13 protein-coding genes and 3 pseudogenes are annotated in these 15594 nt (G+C 33.1%); 10 read left to right on the top strand and 6 right to left on the bottom strand.

Features of this window, described 5'->3' with window-relative positions; genetic code table 11:
* Window positions 1-38: 38 nt before the first annotated feature.
* The 4 genes and pseudogenes from ACZZ95_RS09365 to ACZZ95_RS09350 all read right to left on the bottom strand — a co-directional run bounded on the left by ACZZ95_RS09365 (window position 39) and on the right by ACZZ95_RS09350 (window position 3384).
* Window positions 39-1370: a trigger factor gene (locus ACZZ95_RS09365; RefSeq protein WP_463468831.1), complete on the bottom strand. Its 1332-nt coding sequence runs from the start codon at window positions 1368-1370 to the stop codon at window positions 39-41.
* 113 nt (window positions 1371-1483) lie between these two features.
* On the bottom strand, window positions 1484-1768 hold the full coding sequence (locus tag ACZZ95_RS09360; RefSeq protein ID WP_463468830.1) for a phage holin family protein: 285 nt from the start codon (window positions 1766-1768) through the stop codon (window positions 1484-1486).
* A 116-nt stretch (window positions 1769-1884) separates the two neighbouring features.
* Complete coding sequence (locus tag ACZZ95_RS09355) at window positions 1885-2649, bottom strand: alpha/beta fold hydrolase (protein WP_463468829.1); 765 nt, start codon at window positions 2647-2649, stop codon at window positions 1885-1887.
* A 22-nt stretch (window positions 2650-2671) separates the two neighbouring features.
* Window positions 2672-3384, bottom strand: a pseudogene (locus ACZZ95_RS09350) (pyridoxine 5'-phosphate synthase).
* A 115-nt stretch (window positions 3385-3499) separates the two neighbouring features.
* Here ACZZ95_RS09350 and ACZZ95_RS09345 point away from each other — a divergent pair.
* The 9 genes and pseudogenes from ACZZ95_RS09345 to murI all read left to right on the top strand — a co-directional run bounded on the left by ACZZ95_RS09345 (window position 3500) and on the right by murI (window position 11929).
* Window positions 3500-4159: a CBS domain-containing protein gene (locus ACZZ95_RS09345; protein ID WP_095953386.1), complete on the top strand. Its 660-nt coding sequence runs from the start codon at window positions 3500-3502 to the stop codon at window positions 4157-4159.
* An 88-nt stretch (window positions 4160-4247) separates the two neighbouring features.
* A pseudogene (locus tag ACZZ95_RS09340) lies at window positions 4248-5131 on the top strand (NAD kinase).
* A gap of 199 nt (window positions 5132-5330) precedes the next feature.
* Window positions 5331-5825: a type IX secretion system protein PorG gene (gene porG / locus ACZZ95_RS09335; protein ID WP_463468828.1), complete on the top strand. Its 495-nt coding sequence runs from the start codon at window positions 5331-5333 to the stop codon at window positions 5823-5825.
* 7 nt (window positions 5826-5832) lie between these two features.
* The gene (locus ACZZ95_RS09330) at window positions 5833-5994 is read left to right on the top strand and encodes a DUF6089 family protein (protein WP_463468827.1); all 162 of its coding nucleotides are present in this window, start codon (window positions 5833-5835) and stop codon (window positions 5992-5994) included.
* A 1-nt stretch (window position 5995) separates the two neighbouring features.
* Complete coding sequence (locus ACZZ95_RS09325) at window positions 5996-6736, top strand: isoprenyl transferase (RefSeq protein WP_463468826.1); 741 nt, start codon at window positions 5996-5998, stop codon at window positions 6734-6736.
* Window positions 6669-9416, top strand: coding sequence for a BamA/OMP85 family outer membrane protein (locus ACZZ95_RS09320; protein ID WP_463468825.1), 2748 nt, complete (start codon window positions 6669-6671; stop codon window positions 9414-9416). The genes ACZZ95_RS09325 and ACZZ95_RS09320 overlap by 68 nt, the downstream gene beginning before the upstream one ends.
* A gap of 42 nt (window positions 9417-9458) precedes the next feature.
* Complete coding sequence (locus ACZZ95_RS09315) at window positions 9459-10487, top strand: OmpH/Skp family outer membrane protein (protein WP_463468824.1); 1029 nt, start codon at window positions 9459-9461, stop codon at window positions 10485-10487.
* 15 nt (window positions 10488-10502) lie between these two features.
* Window positions 10503-11006: an OmpH/Skp family outer membrane protein gene (locus ACZZ95_RS09310; RefSeq protein ID WP_463468823.1), complete on the top strand. Its 504-nt coding sequence runs from the start codon at window positions 10503-10505 to the stop codon at window positions 11004-11006.
* Between the two features lie 147 nt (window positions 11007-11153).
* A pseudogene (murI, locus tag ACZZ95_RS09305) lies at window positions 11154-11929 on the top strand (glutamate racemase).
* Window positions 11930-11933: 4 nt separating this feature from the next.
* On the opposite strand, the gene ACZZ95_RS09300 reads toward murI, so the two are convergent.
* Together ACZZ95_RS09300 and ACZZ95_RS09295 are read right to left on the bottom strand one after the other, a co-directional pair.
* The gene (locus ACZZ95_RS09300; RefSeq protein ID WP_463468822.1) at window positions 11934-13169 is read right to left on the bottom strand and encodes an aromatic hydrocarbon degradation protein; all 1236 of its coding nucleotides are present in this window, start codon (window positions 13167-13169) and stop codon (window positions 11934-11936) included.
* Complete coding sequence (locus tag ACZZ95_RS09295) at window positions 13166-14497, bottom strand: DUF4270 family protein (protein WP_463468821.1); 1332 nt, start codon at window positions 14495-14497, stop codon at window positions 13166-13168. The genes ACZZ95_RS09300 and ACZZ95_RS09295 overlap by 4 nt, the downstream gene beginning before the upstream one ends.
* Window positions 14498-14780: 283 nt before the next feature.
* Between ACZZ95_RS09295 and ACZZ95_RS09290 the strand changes: the two genes are divergently transcribed.
* Window positions 14781-15467, top strand: a complete 687-nt coding sequence (locus tag ACZZ95_RS09290; protein WP_463468820.1) for a DUF6268 family outer membrane beta-barrel protein — start codon at window positions 14781-14783, stop codon at window positions 15465-15467.
* The last annotated feature ends 127 nt before the right edge of the window (window positions 15468-15594 follow it).

Below are 15594 nucleotides of genomic sequence, written 5' to 3'. Positions count from 1 at the left end.
ATGCGACTTATAGCTTTTGACTTTATAACTTTAGACTTTTAGACTAAATTTATTCTCCGTAAAGCGACAATAAATTCTTCGTAAGTAACTTCTTTAGTTGTTGGATTTGCTTTCTCTTTGAATAAATCTAACAATTTAGCGACTACAACTTGCTCAGAAAGTCTTTTCACTTCTTCTTGGTTAGATAAAACTCTAGCCACGATTCCTTGAACTTCTTCTTCAGTTGGATTTGTTTGTCCAAATTGAGCCATTTGTTGTCTGATAGCTCCTGAAGTAAACTCTTTCAAATCTTCAAATGTAATTTGAATGTTACTTTGAGCCATTGCTTTTCCTTCGATTAATTGGAAACGTAATCCTTTTTCAGATCTTGCGTATTCCACTTCAGCTTCTTCAGGAGAAAGTTTTTTCTCTCCAACAGTTTGCAACCATTTTTTAAGGAATTCAGCTGGTAAATCAAATTTTGTATTTTCGATCAAGAAATCTTGAACGTCTAATAATAATTTTTGGTCAGCTTGCTGTGCGAATTGAGCTTCAGCATCTTCTTTAATTTTAGCTTTTAAATCTTCTAAAGAAGCAACTTTTCCTTCACCAAAAAGTTTATCGAATAATTCTTGGTTTAATTCTGCTAATTCAGCACCGTTGATTGCTTCGATAGTAAAGTTTACTTCGATATCTAAACCGTGAACATCATCATGAGCTACTTTTAAGTAATCCATTAATTGGTGATCGTCTTCAAATAAACCTTTTGTACTTACTGCAACAACATCCCCAACTTTTTTACCGATGAATTTATCTCCAGCGACTTTATTGAAAGCAGTTACAGAAATTGTAGTTGTATTGTTGATCCCTTTTTCTTCGTTTGTAAAAGTTCCAGTTAAATCAGAGTCAGCTTCAACTTTATCTTGAGGAATTGCTTTTCCGAATTGTTTTTGGATACGCTCTACTTGTCCGTCGATTAATTTATCGTCAGCAGTAACGATATATTTTACGATATCGTTTTTAGCTTCTAAATCAATTTCGAAGTTTGGCACTAAACCAATTTCGTATTCAAAAGTTAGTTCTTCAGCATCCCAATCAAAGTTTTCGTTTTCTTTAGGAAGAGGAGTTCCTAAAAGATTTAATCTTTCAGATTGAACAAAACGCTCTAAAGCCAAATCAACAACTTTTTTAACTTCTTCTTGTTTGATAGCTTTTCCATATTGTTTTTCAACAAGGTCTTTAGGAACTTGTCCTTTTCTAAAACCTTTAACGGTAGCCAAAGGCATTTTTTCGTTTATTCTTTTAGCCACTTGACCTTTATAATCCATATGAACAACGTTCAATACAATTGTCTCGTTAACAGCGTCTATTGCTACTCTTTTAATATCCATCGTCTTCTTTAATTTACATAATAAAATTGGGTTGCAAAATTATAAAATTTTTGCAACCCAGCCAAGATTTTAATTTATTGTATTTGAAGCAGTTTTAATCTGCTTGTTTACTTTTATTTATCGTCTCCCAGTATTTTATATGTAATAGATTGCAGAATAGACAAAATAATACTGAAAATTAATGCTGTCCAAAAAGAATCGACTGCAAAGCCTCCAACAATATTTGTACACAATAAAATAATTATAGCATTGATTACCAATAAAAACAAGCCCAGTGTGACTAATGTAACCGGCAGGGTTAAAATGACTAAAATAGGTTTGATAAAAATATTCAGCAATCCTAAAACTACCGCAACAATTACAGCTGTACCAAAAGTTGCAACGTGTACACCAGTCAAAAGATTCGATAACAACAAAACTAAGGCAGACAGTAACAAGGAGTCTAAGTAATAATTTCATATATTTTCAGGTTTTAAAATTTATTTAAAAGTACTAAAATTTTTATCAAAAGTGCTTATTGTTTCAAAAACTCCGTTGTCAATTCGAAAAACATTTTAGGATTTTCAGCATGAAGCCAATGCCCTGCATTTGGAATAGTTTCTACTTTTAAATCTGGAAAATGCTGGCGAATTGAATCGATATCTGAATCTGGGACATAGCCAGAATTACCGCCACGAATAAATAATGTTGGATGATCAAAAACTAAATTTTCAGCCAAAGGTTTTCCAATTGCGTCCAGATTATTATTAAAAGCATCTAAATTAAATCGGAAAGCCAATTGTCCTGGTGTTGCCCAATATAAATTTTTCAATAAAAACTGACGAGTTCCAAAATCAGGAACATATTGAGACACTGTTTCTTCAACATCATTTCGGCTTGGTTTCACCGAAAAATCAACCGCATTTAAACCTGCCAAAATTTCCTGATGGTGCTGTTTATAAAATTTCGGACCAATATCCGCCACAATTAATTTGTCTACTATTTCCGAATGCGTTGCGGCAAAAAGCATTGCTACTTTCCCTCCCATTGAGTGTCCAAGAATATCAATTTTCGTTAGATTGTTTGCTTGACAATACTCATAAACATCCTGCACCATTGCTTCATAGCTCCATTCGTCGGAATGAAAGTTGCGACCGTGATTGCGCAAATCTAAAATATGAACTTGAAATCCGGCTTCTACATATTGTCCCGCTAAAGTCTTCCAATTATCAGACATTCCAAGAAATCCGTGCATGATGATAAATGGCTTTCCTTCACCTTCTGTTTTTGAATAAAGCATATTTTATTTTATTTATGAAAAATTATTTCAATTTATTTAAATACATATTAACCACATTATCCAAACCAAGATAAAGTGCTTCTGAAATTAAAGCGTGTCCGATTGAAACTTCCAATAAACCAGGAATATTTTGTTTAAAAAACTGAATATTATCCAGACTTAAATCGTGTCCTGCGTTAATTCCTAATCCTAATTCGTTTGCCAATTCTGCGGCTTTTACATAAGGATCGATTCCGTTTTTGTTTCCCAAATCATATTGGTGTGCAAAAGCTTCGGTATACAATTCGATTCTATCTGTTCCTGTTTTTTTGCTCCTTCAATAACTTCCAAAACCGGATCGACAAAAATTGAAGTTCTAATTCCGTTTCTTTGAAATTCCTGAATAACTTCTGTCAAATATTCCTGATTTTTAATCGTATCCCAGCCCGCAGATGATGTAATGGCACCAACTGCATCAGGAACCAGCGTAACCTGATCTGGCTTGCATTCTAAAACTAAATCTATAAAATTATCTTGCGGATTTCCTTCAATATTATATTCGGTAGTAACAATTGCTTTTAACTCGCGTGCATCCTGATAACGAATATGTCGTTCATCCGGACGTGGGTGAATCGTAATTCCCTGCCCGCCAAAACGCTGAATATCTGCCGCTACTTTTAATAAATCAGGAACATTTCCGCCTCTTGCATTTCGAAGCGTTGCAATTTTATTGATATTTACACTTAACTTTGTCATATAAATAGATATTTAATTCTAGTAACACTATATTTGTAACGACAAAAATACAAAGTAAAACACGACAGTTTTCGGTATTTTTTGATTATTTTGCATCAAATATCTTCGATGATTTATGACAGAAATTACAAACTATATCACAAACGATTTCAGAGCGATTGATAGTCAGGAAACGATAGCCTCGATTCAGGACTTTTTTATCGATGTAAATTTTTCTCATTTTCCCATTTTAGAAGATGGGATTTTTATTGGAAGCATCTCTTCTGAGGATGTAGAAACATTTGACACGGATAAAAAAGCAATTGACTACAAATATACTTTAGAACGTTTTTTTGCCAGAAAATCGATGATCTGGCTTGATGTTCTGGAAGTTTTCGCAAAAAACCACACTAACATAATTCCTATTCTTGATGAAAATAACAGCTACATAGGGTATTATGAAATGGAAGATATAATGAAGTTTTTTCAGGAAACTCCATTTTTAAAAGAACCAGGGGCTATTATTATTGTTCAAAAAGGGCTTTTGGACTATTCGATGAGCGAAGTAAATCAAATTGTAGAAAGCAACAATGGTAAAGTTTTAGGCTGTTTTGTTTCTGAAGCTGATTTGGAAAATGTTCAAATTACTGTAAAAATAGGTTTAGGAGCGATCAATGAAATTATTCAAACCTATAGAAGATATGGTTATGAAATTATTTCAGAACATCAGGAAGATACTTATATCAACAGCTTAAAAGAACGCTCCGATTATTTAGACAAATACCTTAATATATAGTTTGTTTGTTGAATCGGTTAATTGTTTAATCGTTTTAACGAAAAGAATTAACGATTAAACAACTAAACAAAAATCGATTAAACACCAGATGAAAATAGCCATTTACGGACAATATTATCAAAATAGTACGGAACCTATTATAAAAGACATTTTCTCGTTTTTCAATTCCCATAATGTTGAAATGGTAATTGAAGAAAATTTCCTGAAAATGCTTTATGAAAAGCGACTTATAAAAAAAGAATACAAAACTTTTTCTCCCAGCACTGCCTTAGATAATAGTTTCGAAATGCTGATTAGTATTGGCGGTGACGGAACCATTTTGAGTAGCCTGCTTTCGTTCGTAATTCGGGTGTTCCTTTATTAGGTATAAATGCTGGAAGATTGGGATTTCTTGCCAAAGTTCAGAAAGAAAATATTGACAGTTTATTACAATTTGTTATTGATCAGAATTACACCACTTCTGAACGAACTTTATTAGGATTAACTTCTGAGCCCAAAAATGAAGCTTTTGAAGAACTTAATTTTGCCATGAACGAAGTTACTGTCAGCAGAAAAGACACTACTTCGATGATCACTGTTGAAACGTACTTGAACAACGAATATTTAAATTCTTACTGGGCAGACGGATTAATCATTTCTACGCCGACCGGCTCTACTGGATATTCTCTAAGCTGTGGAGGACCAATATTAACTCCAGATGTAAAAAGCTTAGTCATCACGCCAATTGCACCTCATAATTTAACCGCCAGACCACTTGTTATTCCTGACGATACCGAAATTACACTGCGTGTAACAGGAAGAGAAGATCAATATTTGGTTTCTTTAGATTCCAGAATTTCTTCAGTAAAAAACGAATCTATTTTAAAAATTAAAAAAACAGATTATAAAATAAAAATGGTTGAAATACCAGGCGAAACTTTCTTAAAAACACTTAGAAATAAATTGCTCTGGGGAGAAGATAAAAGAAATTAAACTCTTTTCTGATTCTTCACTATACGATAATACCACATTTTCTCGTTCTGCTTGTAGTGAATCATCATTAAATGGCTCAAAATCATAATGTAAATTGAAAAAAAAGCACATTTAACCAAAGGAACTTTGATTCGTATTGATAATTATTATATTTGCACGCAATTTTGAATTAAATGAAGAAAATTTTTAATTTATTGTTATGTTTTTTCCCTTTATTACACTTAACGCTCAGATCAATGAGATTGGTGTTTTTCTTGGCGGAAGCAACTTTGTTGGTGATGTCGGAAAAACAACGTACATCGCCCCAGAAAAACCAGCTTTTGGAATTCTTTACAAATGGAACAGAAGTCCGAGACATTCTTGGAGATTTTCTTATACACAATCGAGTGTTATTGGAAACGATTTAAAATCAAGCGAAACAGGCAGAAAGCAAAGAGGTTTTCGTTTTGAAAATGATATTAAAGAACTTTCTGCAGGACTAGAGTTCAATTTTTTTGATTTTAATCTGCATGATTATCACACAAAAATTACTCCGTATGTGTATACAGGTTTTAATTTCTTTATCTTCGACAACTTATACCGATACGATACAAGCCCAAACACAATTTACTCTGAAAACTCACACTCTTTTGGTATACCTATTATATTAGGTATAAAATCGAATATAACAGCCGCATTTTGTTTTAGGACTTGAAGCTGGAGTGCGTTATACTTTTACAGACAACATTGACGGAAGCAACCCGAATACAGACAATCCGAATATTTTAAAATTTGGAAATTTAAATAATAATGACTGGTATGTTTTTTCAGGTATTACCTTAACCTATACCTTTGGACAAAAACCTTGCTATTGCGCAGAATAAAATGAATTTAATAGAATCGATAGATCACACAAACTTACCAAAACACCTGGCCATTATTATGGACGGTAACGGACGCTGGGCAAAACAACAAGGCTTCCTGCGTGCGTTTGGACATGAAAACGGCACAAAATCAGTAAAAGAAATAATCAAGACTTCGGCCAGGCTGGGAATTGAATATTTAACGCTGTACGCTTTCTCTACAGAAAATTGGAACCGCCCAAAACTTGAGGTGCAGGCATTGATGAAAATATTGATTAATTCATTAAAAAAAGAGCTTGGTACACTTCAAGAAAACAATATTCGACTTAATGCAATTGGAAATCTTGATAAATTACCAAAAACAGCCCAAAAAGAACTTTTGGATGTTATTGAAAAAACCAAAAACAATTCTCGATTAACTCTTACTCTTGCTTTAAGCTATGGATCTAGAGAGGAGCTGGTAAATGCTGTAAAGGCGATTAGTGATAAAGTTAAAAATAATATAATTTCAATAGACACTATTGACGATTCAATTATAAATGAGCATCTTTACACGCAAAATTTACCAGACGTAGATTTATTAATACGAACAAGTGGAGAACATAGAATAAGTAATTTTTTGCTGTGGCAGATCGCCTACGCAGAATTGTATTTTACTAATGTCTTGTGGCCAGACTTTAAAGACCAAGATTTATATGAGGCTATTATTAGTTATCAAAAAAGAGAACGTAGATTTGGAAAGACCAGTGAACAAATTAAATAATTTTTTAGTGTTGCAAAAAAAAATACAAATAGCCCTTACCCTATTACTTTTGGGTAGTTTTTCACAAGTTAAAGCACAAGAAAGAGTTCCTTTTGATCAAGGAAAAAAATATATTCTGGCCAAAGTTTCCGTTGTTGGTAAAATAAGCTTCAATGAACAGACCGTTGTAACCTTTTCAGGCCTTCAAAAAGGTCAGGAAATCACAGTACCTGGAGAAGAAATTAGTAGTGCAATTAAAAAATTAGGTAAACTAGGCCTTTTTGATGAGATTGCTTTCTATGTTAATAAGGTAGAAAATGATAGTATTTATTTAGATTTAAATATTATCGAACTTCCCAAATTGAACGAAGTTAAATTCGTTGGAGTCAAAAAAAGCAAAGTAGAAGCTTTAATTAAGGACAACAATTTGACAAAAAACAAAATTGTCAATGAAAACTTAATTACTACGACTAAAAACTACATTGAAAACAAATACAAAAAAGAAGGTTTTTATAATACAAAAGTTACTATAACCAATACTCCAGATACTATCAACGGACATCAAGTTAATATGCTTGTTCGAATAGATAAAGGAGATAAAGTAAAAATAAGCAGTATTGACTTTACTGGAAACAAGCGACTTACAGGAAGCCAGCTTCGTTCTGCAATGAAAGATACCAAACAGAAAAACTTCATCCGTGTCTTTAAAGCTTCTAAATTTATTCCAGAAAAATACAAAACCGACTTAGAAAAAGTTATCGCTTCTTATAAAGAAAAAGGATATCGTGATGCTCGTATTATATACGATTCTGTGAAATATAATAAGGAGAAAAACACGCTTGCCATTAAGATTAATGTAGAAGAAGGAAATAAATACTACTTTGGAAATATTAAGTTCTTAGGAAATACTGTTTATTCAGATCAGCTTTTAAGCCGTTATTTAGGAATTAAAAAAGGAGAAACTTACAATGGTGTTTTATTAGAAAAAAGAATTGCTGATAAAACAAAACCAGACGCGGAAGATATTACCAATTTATACCAAAATAATGGTTATTTATTCTCAAATATTAACGCTGTAGAGGTTAAAACGGTTAACGATACAATCGATTTTGAGATTAGAGTTACAGAAGGTCCAATTGCCTATTTCAACAAGATTACGGTTGTTGGAAACGACAAAACAAATGACCATGTTATTTACCGTGAGTTAAGAACAAAACCAGGTGAAAAATATAGTAAAGAACAGTTAGTAAGAACTATTCGTGAAATTGGACAATTAGGTTTCTTCGACCCAGAAGCTATTGATCCAAAATTCAAAAACGTAGATGCTGGAGCAGGAACTGTTGATATCGAATATAATGTTGTAGAAAAAGGATCTAGCCAGGTCGAACTTCAAGGAGGTTACGGCGGTGGTGGTTTCATCGGAACATTAGGACTTTCGTTTAACAACTTCTCGGCAAGAAAACTGTTTGATAAAGAAGCTTACAAGCCTTTACCAATGGGAGATGGGCAAAAAGTTGCACTTCGTTTACAAGGAAGTACCTATTTCCAAACGTATAGTGTCTCTTTCTCAGAACCTTGGTTTGGAGGAAAGAAACCAGTACAATTTAGTTCATCGATTTCTTACAGTAAGCAATTTCTTAACAATTACATCACTAGAACCGTTGATAGAAACAAAAGTTTTAATATTTTTACAGTACAAGTTGGTTTAGCTAAACGATTAACTGTTCCAGATGACTACTTTGTATTATCACAATCTGTAAGTTATCAGCATTATGATTTGAATAATTATAATACAGGTTTATTTACCTTTGGTAATGGTGCATCTAGAAACTTAGCTTATACTATAGGGCTTTCAAGAAGTAATAAAGGGGTAAACCCAATATTCCCAATGTATGGTTCTGAGTTTAGTATTTCTGCTAAGTTTACAGCTCCTTATTCTTTATTTAATGGAGTTGATTACGGAGATTTACAAAACCAAAAAGATTATAAAACACAATATACTGGTACATCAGGAAGTGGTGTAGACGGAAAACCACTTAACAATGGTGATTATGTTAAAACAGAAACAGTAAACGGACAAACTGGTTATGTAAGTGTAGGATCTGATTATTCAAGTGCAGATACAGATATTGCTAAAGTCGATCAGAAAAAATACAACTGGCTGGAGTACTATAAAGTTAAATTTAAAGGAGATTGGTATACTAAGGTTTATGGAAAGTTAGTATTAAGAACATTGACAGAATTTGGTTTCTTAGGTGCTTACAATCAAGATAGAGGTGTGATTCCTTTTGAGCGTTTTTACTTAGGTGGAGATGGTATGGCAAACTACTCAATGGATGGTAGAGAAACTATTCAGTTAAGAGGTTATCCAAATAACTCATTAACCCCTGTTAACTCTGTTGGTGATCCTATTGGAGCGACAATTTATAATAAATTCTCAATGGAGTCGCGTTATCCAATTACATTAAAAGCATCTGCTTCTATATATGCTTTAACATTCTTAGAAGCTGGTTCATCATATCCAACATTTAAAGATTACAATCCTTTTGATTTGAATCGTTCTGCTGGTGCTGGTTTACGTGTATTTATGCCTGCTTTTGGATTGTTAGGTATTGACTTTGGTTACGGTTTTGATGCTCTTCCTGGACAAACAAAAGCTAATGGATGGGAAACTCACTTTATTATTGGACAACAATTTTAAAGAAATAACGTTTGGTTAAAAATCATCAAATAAAGTTATGTTATGAGAAAACAATTTTTATTTATATTTTTAGCCTTGATTGTAGCAAATACAAGTCAGGCACAAGGTAAGACGACTAGAATTGGCTACATCGACATGGAATATATTTTAGAAAATGTTTCCGATTACAAAGAAGCTAAATCACAATTGGAGTTAAAAGCCCAAAAGTGGAAACAAGAAGTTGAAGCCAAAAAATTAAATATAAATACATTAAAGGAAAATTTAAAAGCAGAGAAAGCTTTATTGACCAAAGAATTAATTGAAGAAAGAGAAACAGAAATTAAGTTTCTTGAACAAGAAATGATGGATTATCAGCAGAAGCAATTTGGTTCTGATGGAAATTTAATGCGACAAAAAGCGACATTGGCCAAACCAATTCAAGATCAGGTTTTCACTGCTGTCCAAGATATTGCAGAAGCAAAAAATTATGATTTTGTTTTTGATAAATCATCAGATCTAACCATGCTTTTCAGCAATAAAAGATTTGATATCAGCGATCAAGTTCTACGAGTTTTAAACCGTACAGAAAAACGTGAGCGACTGACAAAAAAACAATTGAAAGAGCAAGAAGCTAAAGAGAATCTTGAAAATGCAATAGATGACAACCCAGCAATGGCAGATCGTCAGAAAGCGCTTGACGAGAAAAAAGCGGCAAGAGAGAAACTAATTCAAGATCGAAAATTAGAACAGGAAGCTAAGAAGAAAGAATACGAGGACAGAAGAAATGCCATAGCGACCGAAAGAGAAGCTAAAAAAAATGGCACGGTTTCTGGAACAGCTAAAACAGCGGCAGAAACACCTGCCCCAACAGAAGGTTCGAAAACTAATTCAACTTCAAAACCTGCCGAAACAGGATCAGATGGAGCACCAGTAGCCGAGCCTGCGATGACAAAAGCAGAAGAAAGACAATTACTTTACGAACAGCGTAAAAAAGAATTAGAAGAAAAGAGAAAGAAAATTTTAGAAGAAAGAGAAGCGGCTAAAAAAGCAAAAGAAGCCGAAACACAGAAAACAAATACGACCAATAATTAATTAATATTTTTAAAAATGATGAAACAAATCAAAACTTTACTAATTCTTGCAATTCTTATTTTAGGAGCAAGTAACACAATGAACGCACAAGCGAAGGTAGCTCATGTTGATGTCAGCGAGATTATGTCGAAAATGCCTGCTATGCTAGATGCTCAAAATCAGTTGCAAAAATTAAGTGGAACATATGATGCTGAATACAAAAAGATGGTTGATGAATATCAAGTAAAAATCAAAAAGTATGAAGCAGAAGTCGCTACAGTAACTGATGCTGTTAACGGTGAGCGTTCTAAAGAAGTTCAAGATATGCAAAAAAGAATTGTTGATTACAGAGACAATGCGCAAAAAGAACTACAACAAAAAGAAACTGATATCGTTAAACCATTAATGGAAAAAGTTAGAGCTTCTATCCAAAAAGTTGGAAAAGCTAAAGGTTTCCAATATGTTTTAGATGGTTCTACTTTATTATTAGCTGATGGTCCAAACGTAACAGCTGACGTTAAAAAAGATTTAGGATTCTAAGAAATTCCAACTCGTATAATTAAACTGCTCAATGTTATATTTGAGCAGTTTTTTTTACAAAAAATTAAAACCAATCTCTCGTATAATTTCTAGATTTGAATTAACTTAGAGTAACAAATATTATACTAAAAATATTAAATTTGCTTTATGACAAACAACAATCCTATAGGCGTTTTTGATTCTGGAATTGGCGGAACTTCAATCTGGAGCGCCATTCACGATCTTCTTCCAAACGAAAAAACCATATATCTGGCAGACAGCAAAAATGCCCCTTATGGTCAAAAAACTAAAGATGAAATTGTTGAATTGAGCAAAAAAAATGTTGAGTTTTTACTAGAGAATAATTGCAAATTAATTGTTGTTGCCTGCAATACGGCTACAACAAATGCAATATTTGAACTTAGAGCAGAGTATGACATTCCGTTTGTTGGAATTGAGCCTGCAATTAAACCTGCGGCAAATAATTCGCAAACTCAGGTAATAGGAATCCTGGCTACCAAAGGAACTTTAAATAGTGAGTTATTCAATAAGACTGCAGAGATGTTTCAACACACTACAATAATTGAACAAGTAGGTCACGGACTTGTACAGCTTATTGAAGATGGAAATCTATATTCTCCAGAAATGACACAGTTACTTGAATCGTATTTACAGCCTATGATTGAAGCTAATATCGATTATCTTGTTTTAGGATGCAGTCATTATCCTTATTTAATTCCGCAGATAAAAAAATTCTCCCAGATCATATTAAGATAATTGATTCAGGAGAAGCTGTTGCGAGACAAACAAAAAATTTACTTCGAGATAAAGTAGGATTTTCAAACACTACCGAAAATGATCCTATTTTTTATGTCAATTCTAACCCTAAAGTATTAGAGTCAATTTTAGAATATAAATATCCCGTAATAAAAAAAGATTTTTAAGATATTATTCAATCTTTCGCTTTACGAACCAAATCCCGTCCAGCGATAAATTAAGCGAAATTTTATGGTAATTTTCTTTTATCAGATCATTTGCTATTCTTCCTTTTTGACCGTAAGAATAGGAAACATTTAGAGTAGAAAAAGTATTATCTACAGGAAGATTAAGTCCAATTGAAAAGGATGCATTGTTCACGCGTTTTCCATCAACTTCGAGATATCCTGTATCATAACTTAAACCTGCGGCATAGCCTACTCTATCCCAATATTTTCGGACATTCTTTTTGGTGCTGTAAGTAAATCCTAGTGCAAAACGATCTTGATTCACAAAATCACCATATAGTTCCGACTGTTTCGTGTCTTCCCAAAAGCTTTTTTCGTAATCTAAAGTTACGTTCAAATTATTTTTAAATCGCTTGCTGATTCCAAAGCCCATTTCCAAAGGCATATAATAATCATCCGTATCCGAAGCTTTATCAGTTTCTACAGAAGTTTCTACTTCATCTGCAATACTGGTTACAGACTGCACTTTAGAAGCCTTTACCCTTGTAGGAGCCTTAAACGTTGTACCAATTGTAAAAATAGAATCTACTTTGTATTGCGCACCTAATATGGCGCGAACTCCACTGTAATCTGTTTTTTTATGTATTGTTGTAATTGTATTTGCAATTAAAAAAGCACGATCATCAACTGTGTTTCCAAAAAGAACAGTTCCTGTTGCTCCCAACGTCAATTTTTTTCCAAAGCGGTATCCGTACGAGAAATCCAAATTATTTAATCCGCCGGATCCTTGAGCGGTCAAATAATAATATTCCTGACTATCTGCTATAGGAAGTTTTAAATTTGAGATTTTAAAAACGGAACTGGAATAAGGACGAAGCGAAAGGCTAAAACCAGATTTTTTAGTCACTGGAAAAGCAAAAGCAATATGCGAAAATTGAAAATTATTTCGTTTCTCTGATCTATTTCCACTTTGATAGGTTGTTGCTATCGCTTTTCCTCCAATATCAAAAAGAAAGTGATTTTGGTACATAAATCCCAAAGATGCCGGATTTAAATTATTAATAAAAATATCCGAAGGCAAGGCAATTCCTGAAGAACCTGTTGACGGCAGATAACCAAAATCTGATTCATACAAACTTCCCACTCCATACAATGAATACGGAGAACTGGAAATACTTTGAGCAAACGAAGTCAGCGACATTAAAATGAAGCGACTCCATAAAATTATTTTATTTTTCATTTAATAAGAGATGTAATAAACTTTGAGCTGAATTTTATTGTTCGCGTTTTTTTGATCTGCCAAAACGATTCGGTCAACAGATTTGGAAATTCCCGCGGCGTTAATATTAGAGACGATCTCGAATCTGATGTTTTGAGCATTTCGCTTTGGAGAAAACTTCCAATAGGAATGGTATACGCAACATTTTCGTTGAACTCATCACTCTTCTTATTTAATAACCCATAAACAGTTGTACCCGCAGAATTTACCAATGCACCACTTACTCTATTCAGATTATCGCCTACGTAAACTGCAAGGGAATCTTCTAAAGGATATTTTTCCGAATACGAGTTGTTTACTGGTTTCAGAATCAGTTCTGCATTGACAATCGCACCATTCGTCGATATCTTTTTAAACTGTTTAATATTGGGGAAATCGATTCGACACGCCACACCAGTCCCCGACTGAATAAATCCTTGATTACTGGTCACCGTACTTGGGAGATAACTGCTGGAAATGGGGAGGTTTTGCAATAACGTTCCTGTTTTATCCAACGAAATAGAGTTAAACTGTTTTGCAATATCGGCGATCGTAAAGTCAATTATATAGGAAAGCTCATCTGCATCTGCACGATATTTCGAATAATACATCCGTACTTTACTTGTTGGAACGCTAAATCCTATGACATTAGAAGAACTGCCTGTTTCGGGAACTAAAACAAGTCCCTTTAAATATTCTGTAAAACTGTCAAAATCTGTAATTTCTCTTTTTTTGATTTTTTGAAAAAGAGCCTCTCCAAATTCGTCATCCATTTTAATATTAATAGAATCTTTTTGAGTCGGCCTTGGCGTAAAAGATATTTTTCCGAGGCTTTCTGGACTGTAACTTAAAGTTGAATTATTGTAAAAGCTGTCGTTATCGGTATTAGGTTTCACTTTTTGAATTAGTCGGTGAATATTAAAAGTTTGAACCTTTGTGGTATCTCCGTAATAATAATTATCATATTTAAGAATCATGGAAATCGAATCAAAAACATAATTTATTGCTTGTGTATCTGAAGAAGCTCCATTTAATGCGTAGGTAGTCGTAGAAAGCTGAAAATAGCTGTCTGACTTCACTTTTCCGAAAATTGGATCATCATAATTTCCGATCAAAATTCTGCTTCGGCTTGAGGTAATAAGCGAATCAAAATTTATAGTTGACATCTCGACTGTAACAGTATCAATCATAATCACTTTATTGCTTAAAGCCAAATAATCTGAACCGACAGTAAACTCACCCGTATCTGTATCTGTACCGCATGAAAATAAGGTTAGTACAAAAAGAAGAATCAATATAAACTTGTGCATAATTTATTTTTTGAGCAAATATAAAATGCAAGCTTTCGCGACACACTATAACATATACTATCGCGCATTTTTAAGCTACAGAACGTACAAAATGATCTATAGTACGAATTCGTCTGGTAAAATTTAATTCGACCTTAAAAAACACGATTTTGTCTATCAAAACACGTCATATATATATCTTCTTTTTTTTTAAGACAGTCATCCACCTAATTTTGAGCCAATAAAATAAATAATGAAAGTACGGTTTTTAATTTGTTCTCTTTTTTTGATTTCGTTTTTAAGCATGAAAGCGCAGGAAAGTTTTGGTGCTTATTTCAATATCAAAACTGAACCGACAGAAAAAATAAATTTTAACACAACGAATCTTGCCCTTTTTTATCAGAAACAATTAGGAACAAAAAATAAAATAACGAACACATTATCCTATTCGAATTTGAAAGTGAACTATGAATTTAATCCTTATAATTTTTATGCAGATCAGGATAAATTCAACCAAATTCAAAACACATTTGAATATTCGGGCGAAATATCAGAAAAAACAAAATGGGGCTTTTCGGTTATTCCAACAGCAAATTTTCAAGAAAATTTAGATTTTTCAGCTCTTACTATTTTAGGAAATCTGGAGATAAAACAGCAAATCAGTTCAAAATTAAATGTAATACTTGGAGCGGGGCGAACATCAATTTTTGGCGCACCAAAATTTACACCGATTGTTGCTTTTGATTATAAAATGAATGAGAAAACCAATCTAAAAATTGGATTTCCATATTCAAAAATTTCATATTCAAATAATGACCGAAATAAATTCAGTCTGACCAATAGTTTCAATGGAAATTTCTATCATTTGGATGAGACGTCTGACAAAAACAACAGTGCTGAAAAAGCAGTTTTATCGCAAATGACAACTGCCCTTGAGTATGAGAGAAACAGCCGCTGGCAATTGGTTTTTAAATTTCAAAGCGGGTTATGATTTTAATAAAAAATACAACTTATTAGACAATAGTAACCATAAAGTTTACGACTATAATTCGGGGAACGGTTACATTTTAGGATTAGGGATCAAATACAAACAATAAATAATTAAATACACTATGATT

The organism is Flavobacterium sp. AC267 (assembly GCF_979258715.1).
This window is presented reverse-complemented; position numbering and strand designations above follow the sequence as displayed.

Excerpts from the sequence above, each read along its gene's own strand:
- ACZZ95_RS09320 (WP_463468825.1), top strand. The coding sequence starts at position 6,669 with ATGAGGCTATTATTAGTTATCAAAAAAGAGAACGTAGATTTGGAAAGA.
- ACZZ95_RS09290 (WP_463468820.1), top strand. The coding sequence starts at position 14,781 with ATGAAAGCGCAGGAAAGTTTTGGTGCTTATTTCAATATCAAAACTGAA.
- ACZZ95_RS09310 (WP_463468823.1), top strand. The coding sequence starts at position 10,503 with ATGATGAAACAAATCAAAACTTTACTAATTCTTGCAATTCTTATTTTA.
- ACZZ95_RS09345 (WP_095953386.1), top strand. The coding sequence starts at position 3,500 with ATGACAGAAATTACAAACTATATCACAAACGATTTCAGAGCGATTGAT.
- ACZZ95_RS09300 (WP_463468822.1), bottom strand. The coding sequence starts at position 13,169 with ATGAAAAATAAAATAATTTTATGGAGTCGCTTCATTTTAATGTCGCTG.
- ACZZ95_RS09325 (WP_463468826.1), top strand. The coding sequence starts at position 5,996 with ATGAATTTAATAGAATCGATAGATCACACAAACTTACCAAAACACCTG.
- ACZZ95_RS09355 (WP_463468829.1), bottom strand. The coding sequence starts at position 2,649 with ATGCTTTATTCAAAAACAGAAGGTGAAGGAAAGCCATTTATCATCATG.
- ACZZ95_RS09365 (WP_463468831.1), bottom strand. The coding sequence starts at position 1,370 with ATGGATATTAAAAGAGTAGCAATAGACGCTGTTAACGAGACAATTGTA.
- ACZZ95_RS09315 (WP_463468824.1), top strand. The coding sequence starts at position 9,459 with ATGAGAAAACAATTTTTATTTATATTTTTAGCCTTGATTGTAGCAAAT.
- ACZZ95_RS09295 (WP_463468821.1), bottom strand. The coding sequence starts at position 14,497 with ATGCACAAGTTTATATTGATTCTTCTTTTTGTACTAACCTTATTTTCA.
- porG (WP_463468828.1), top strand. The coding sequence starts at position 5,331 with ATGTTTTTTCCCTTTATTACACTTAACGCTCAGATCAATGAGATTGGT.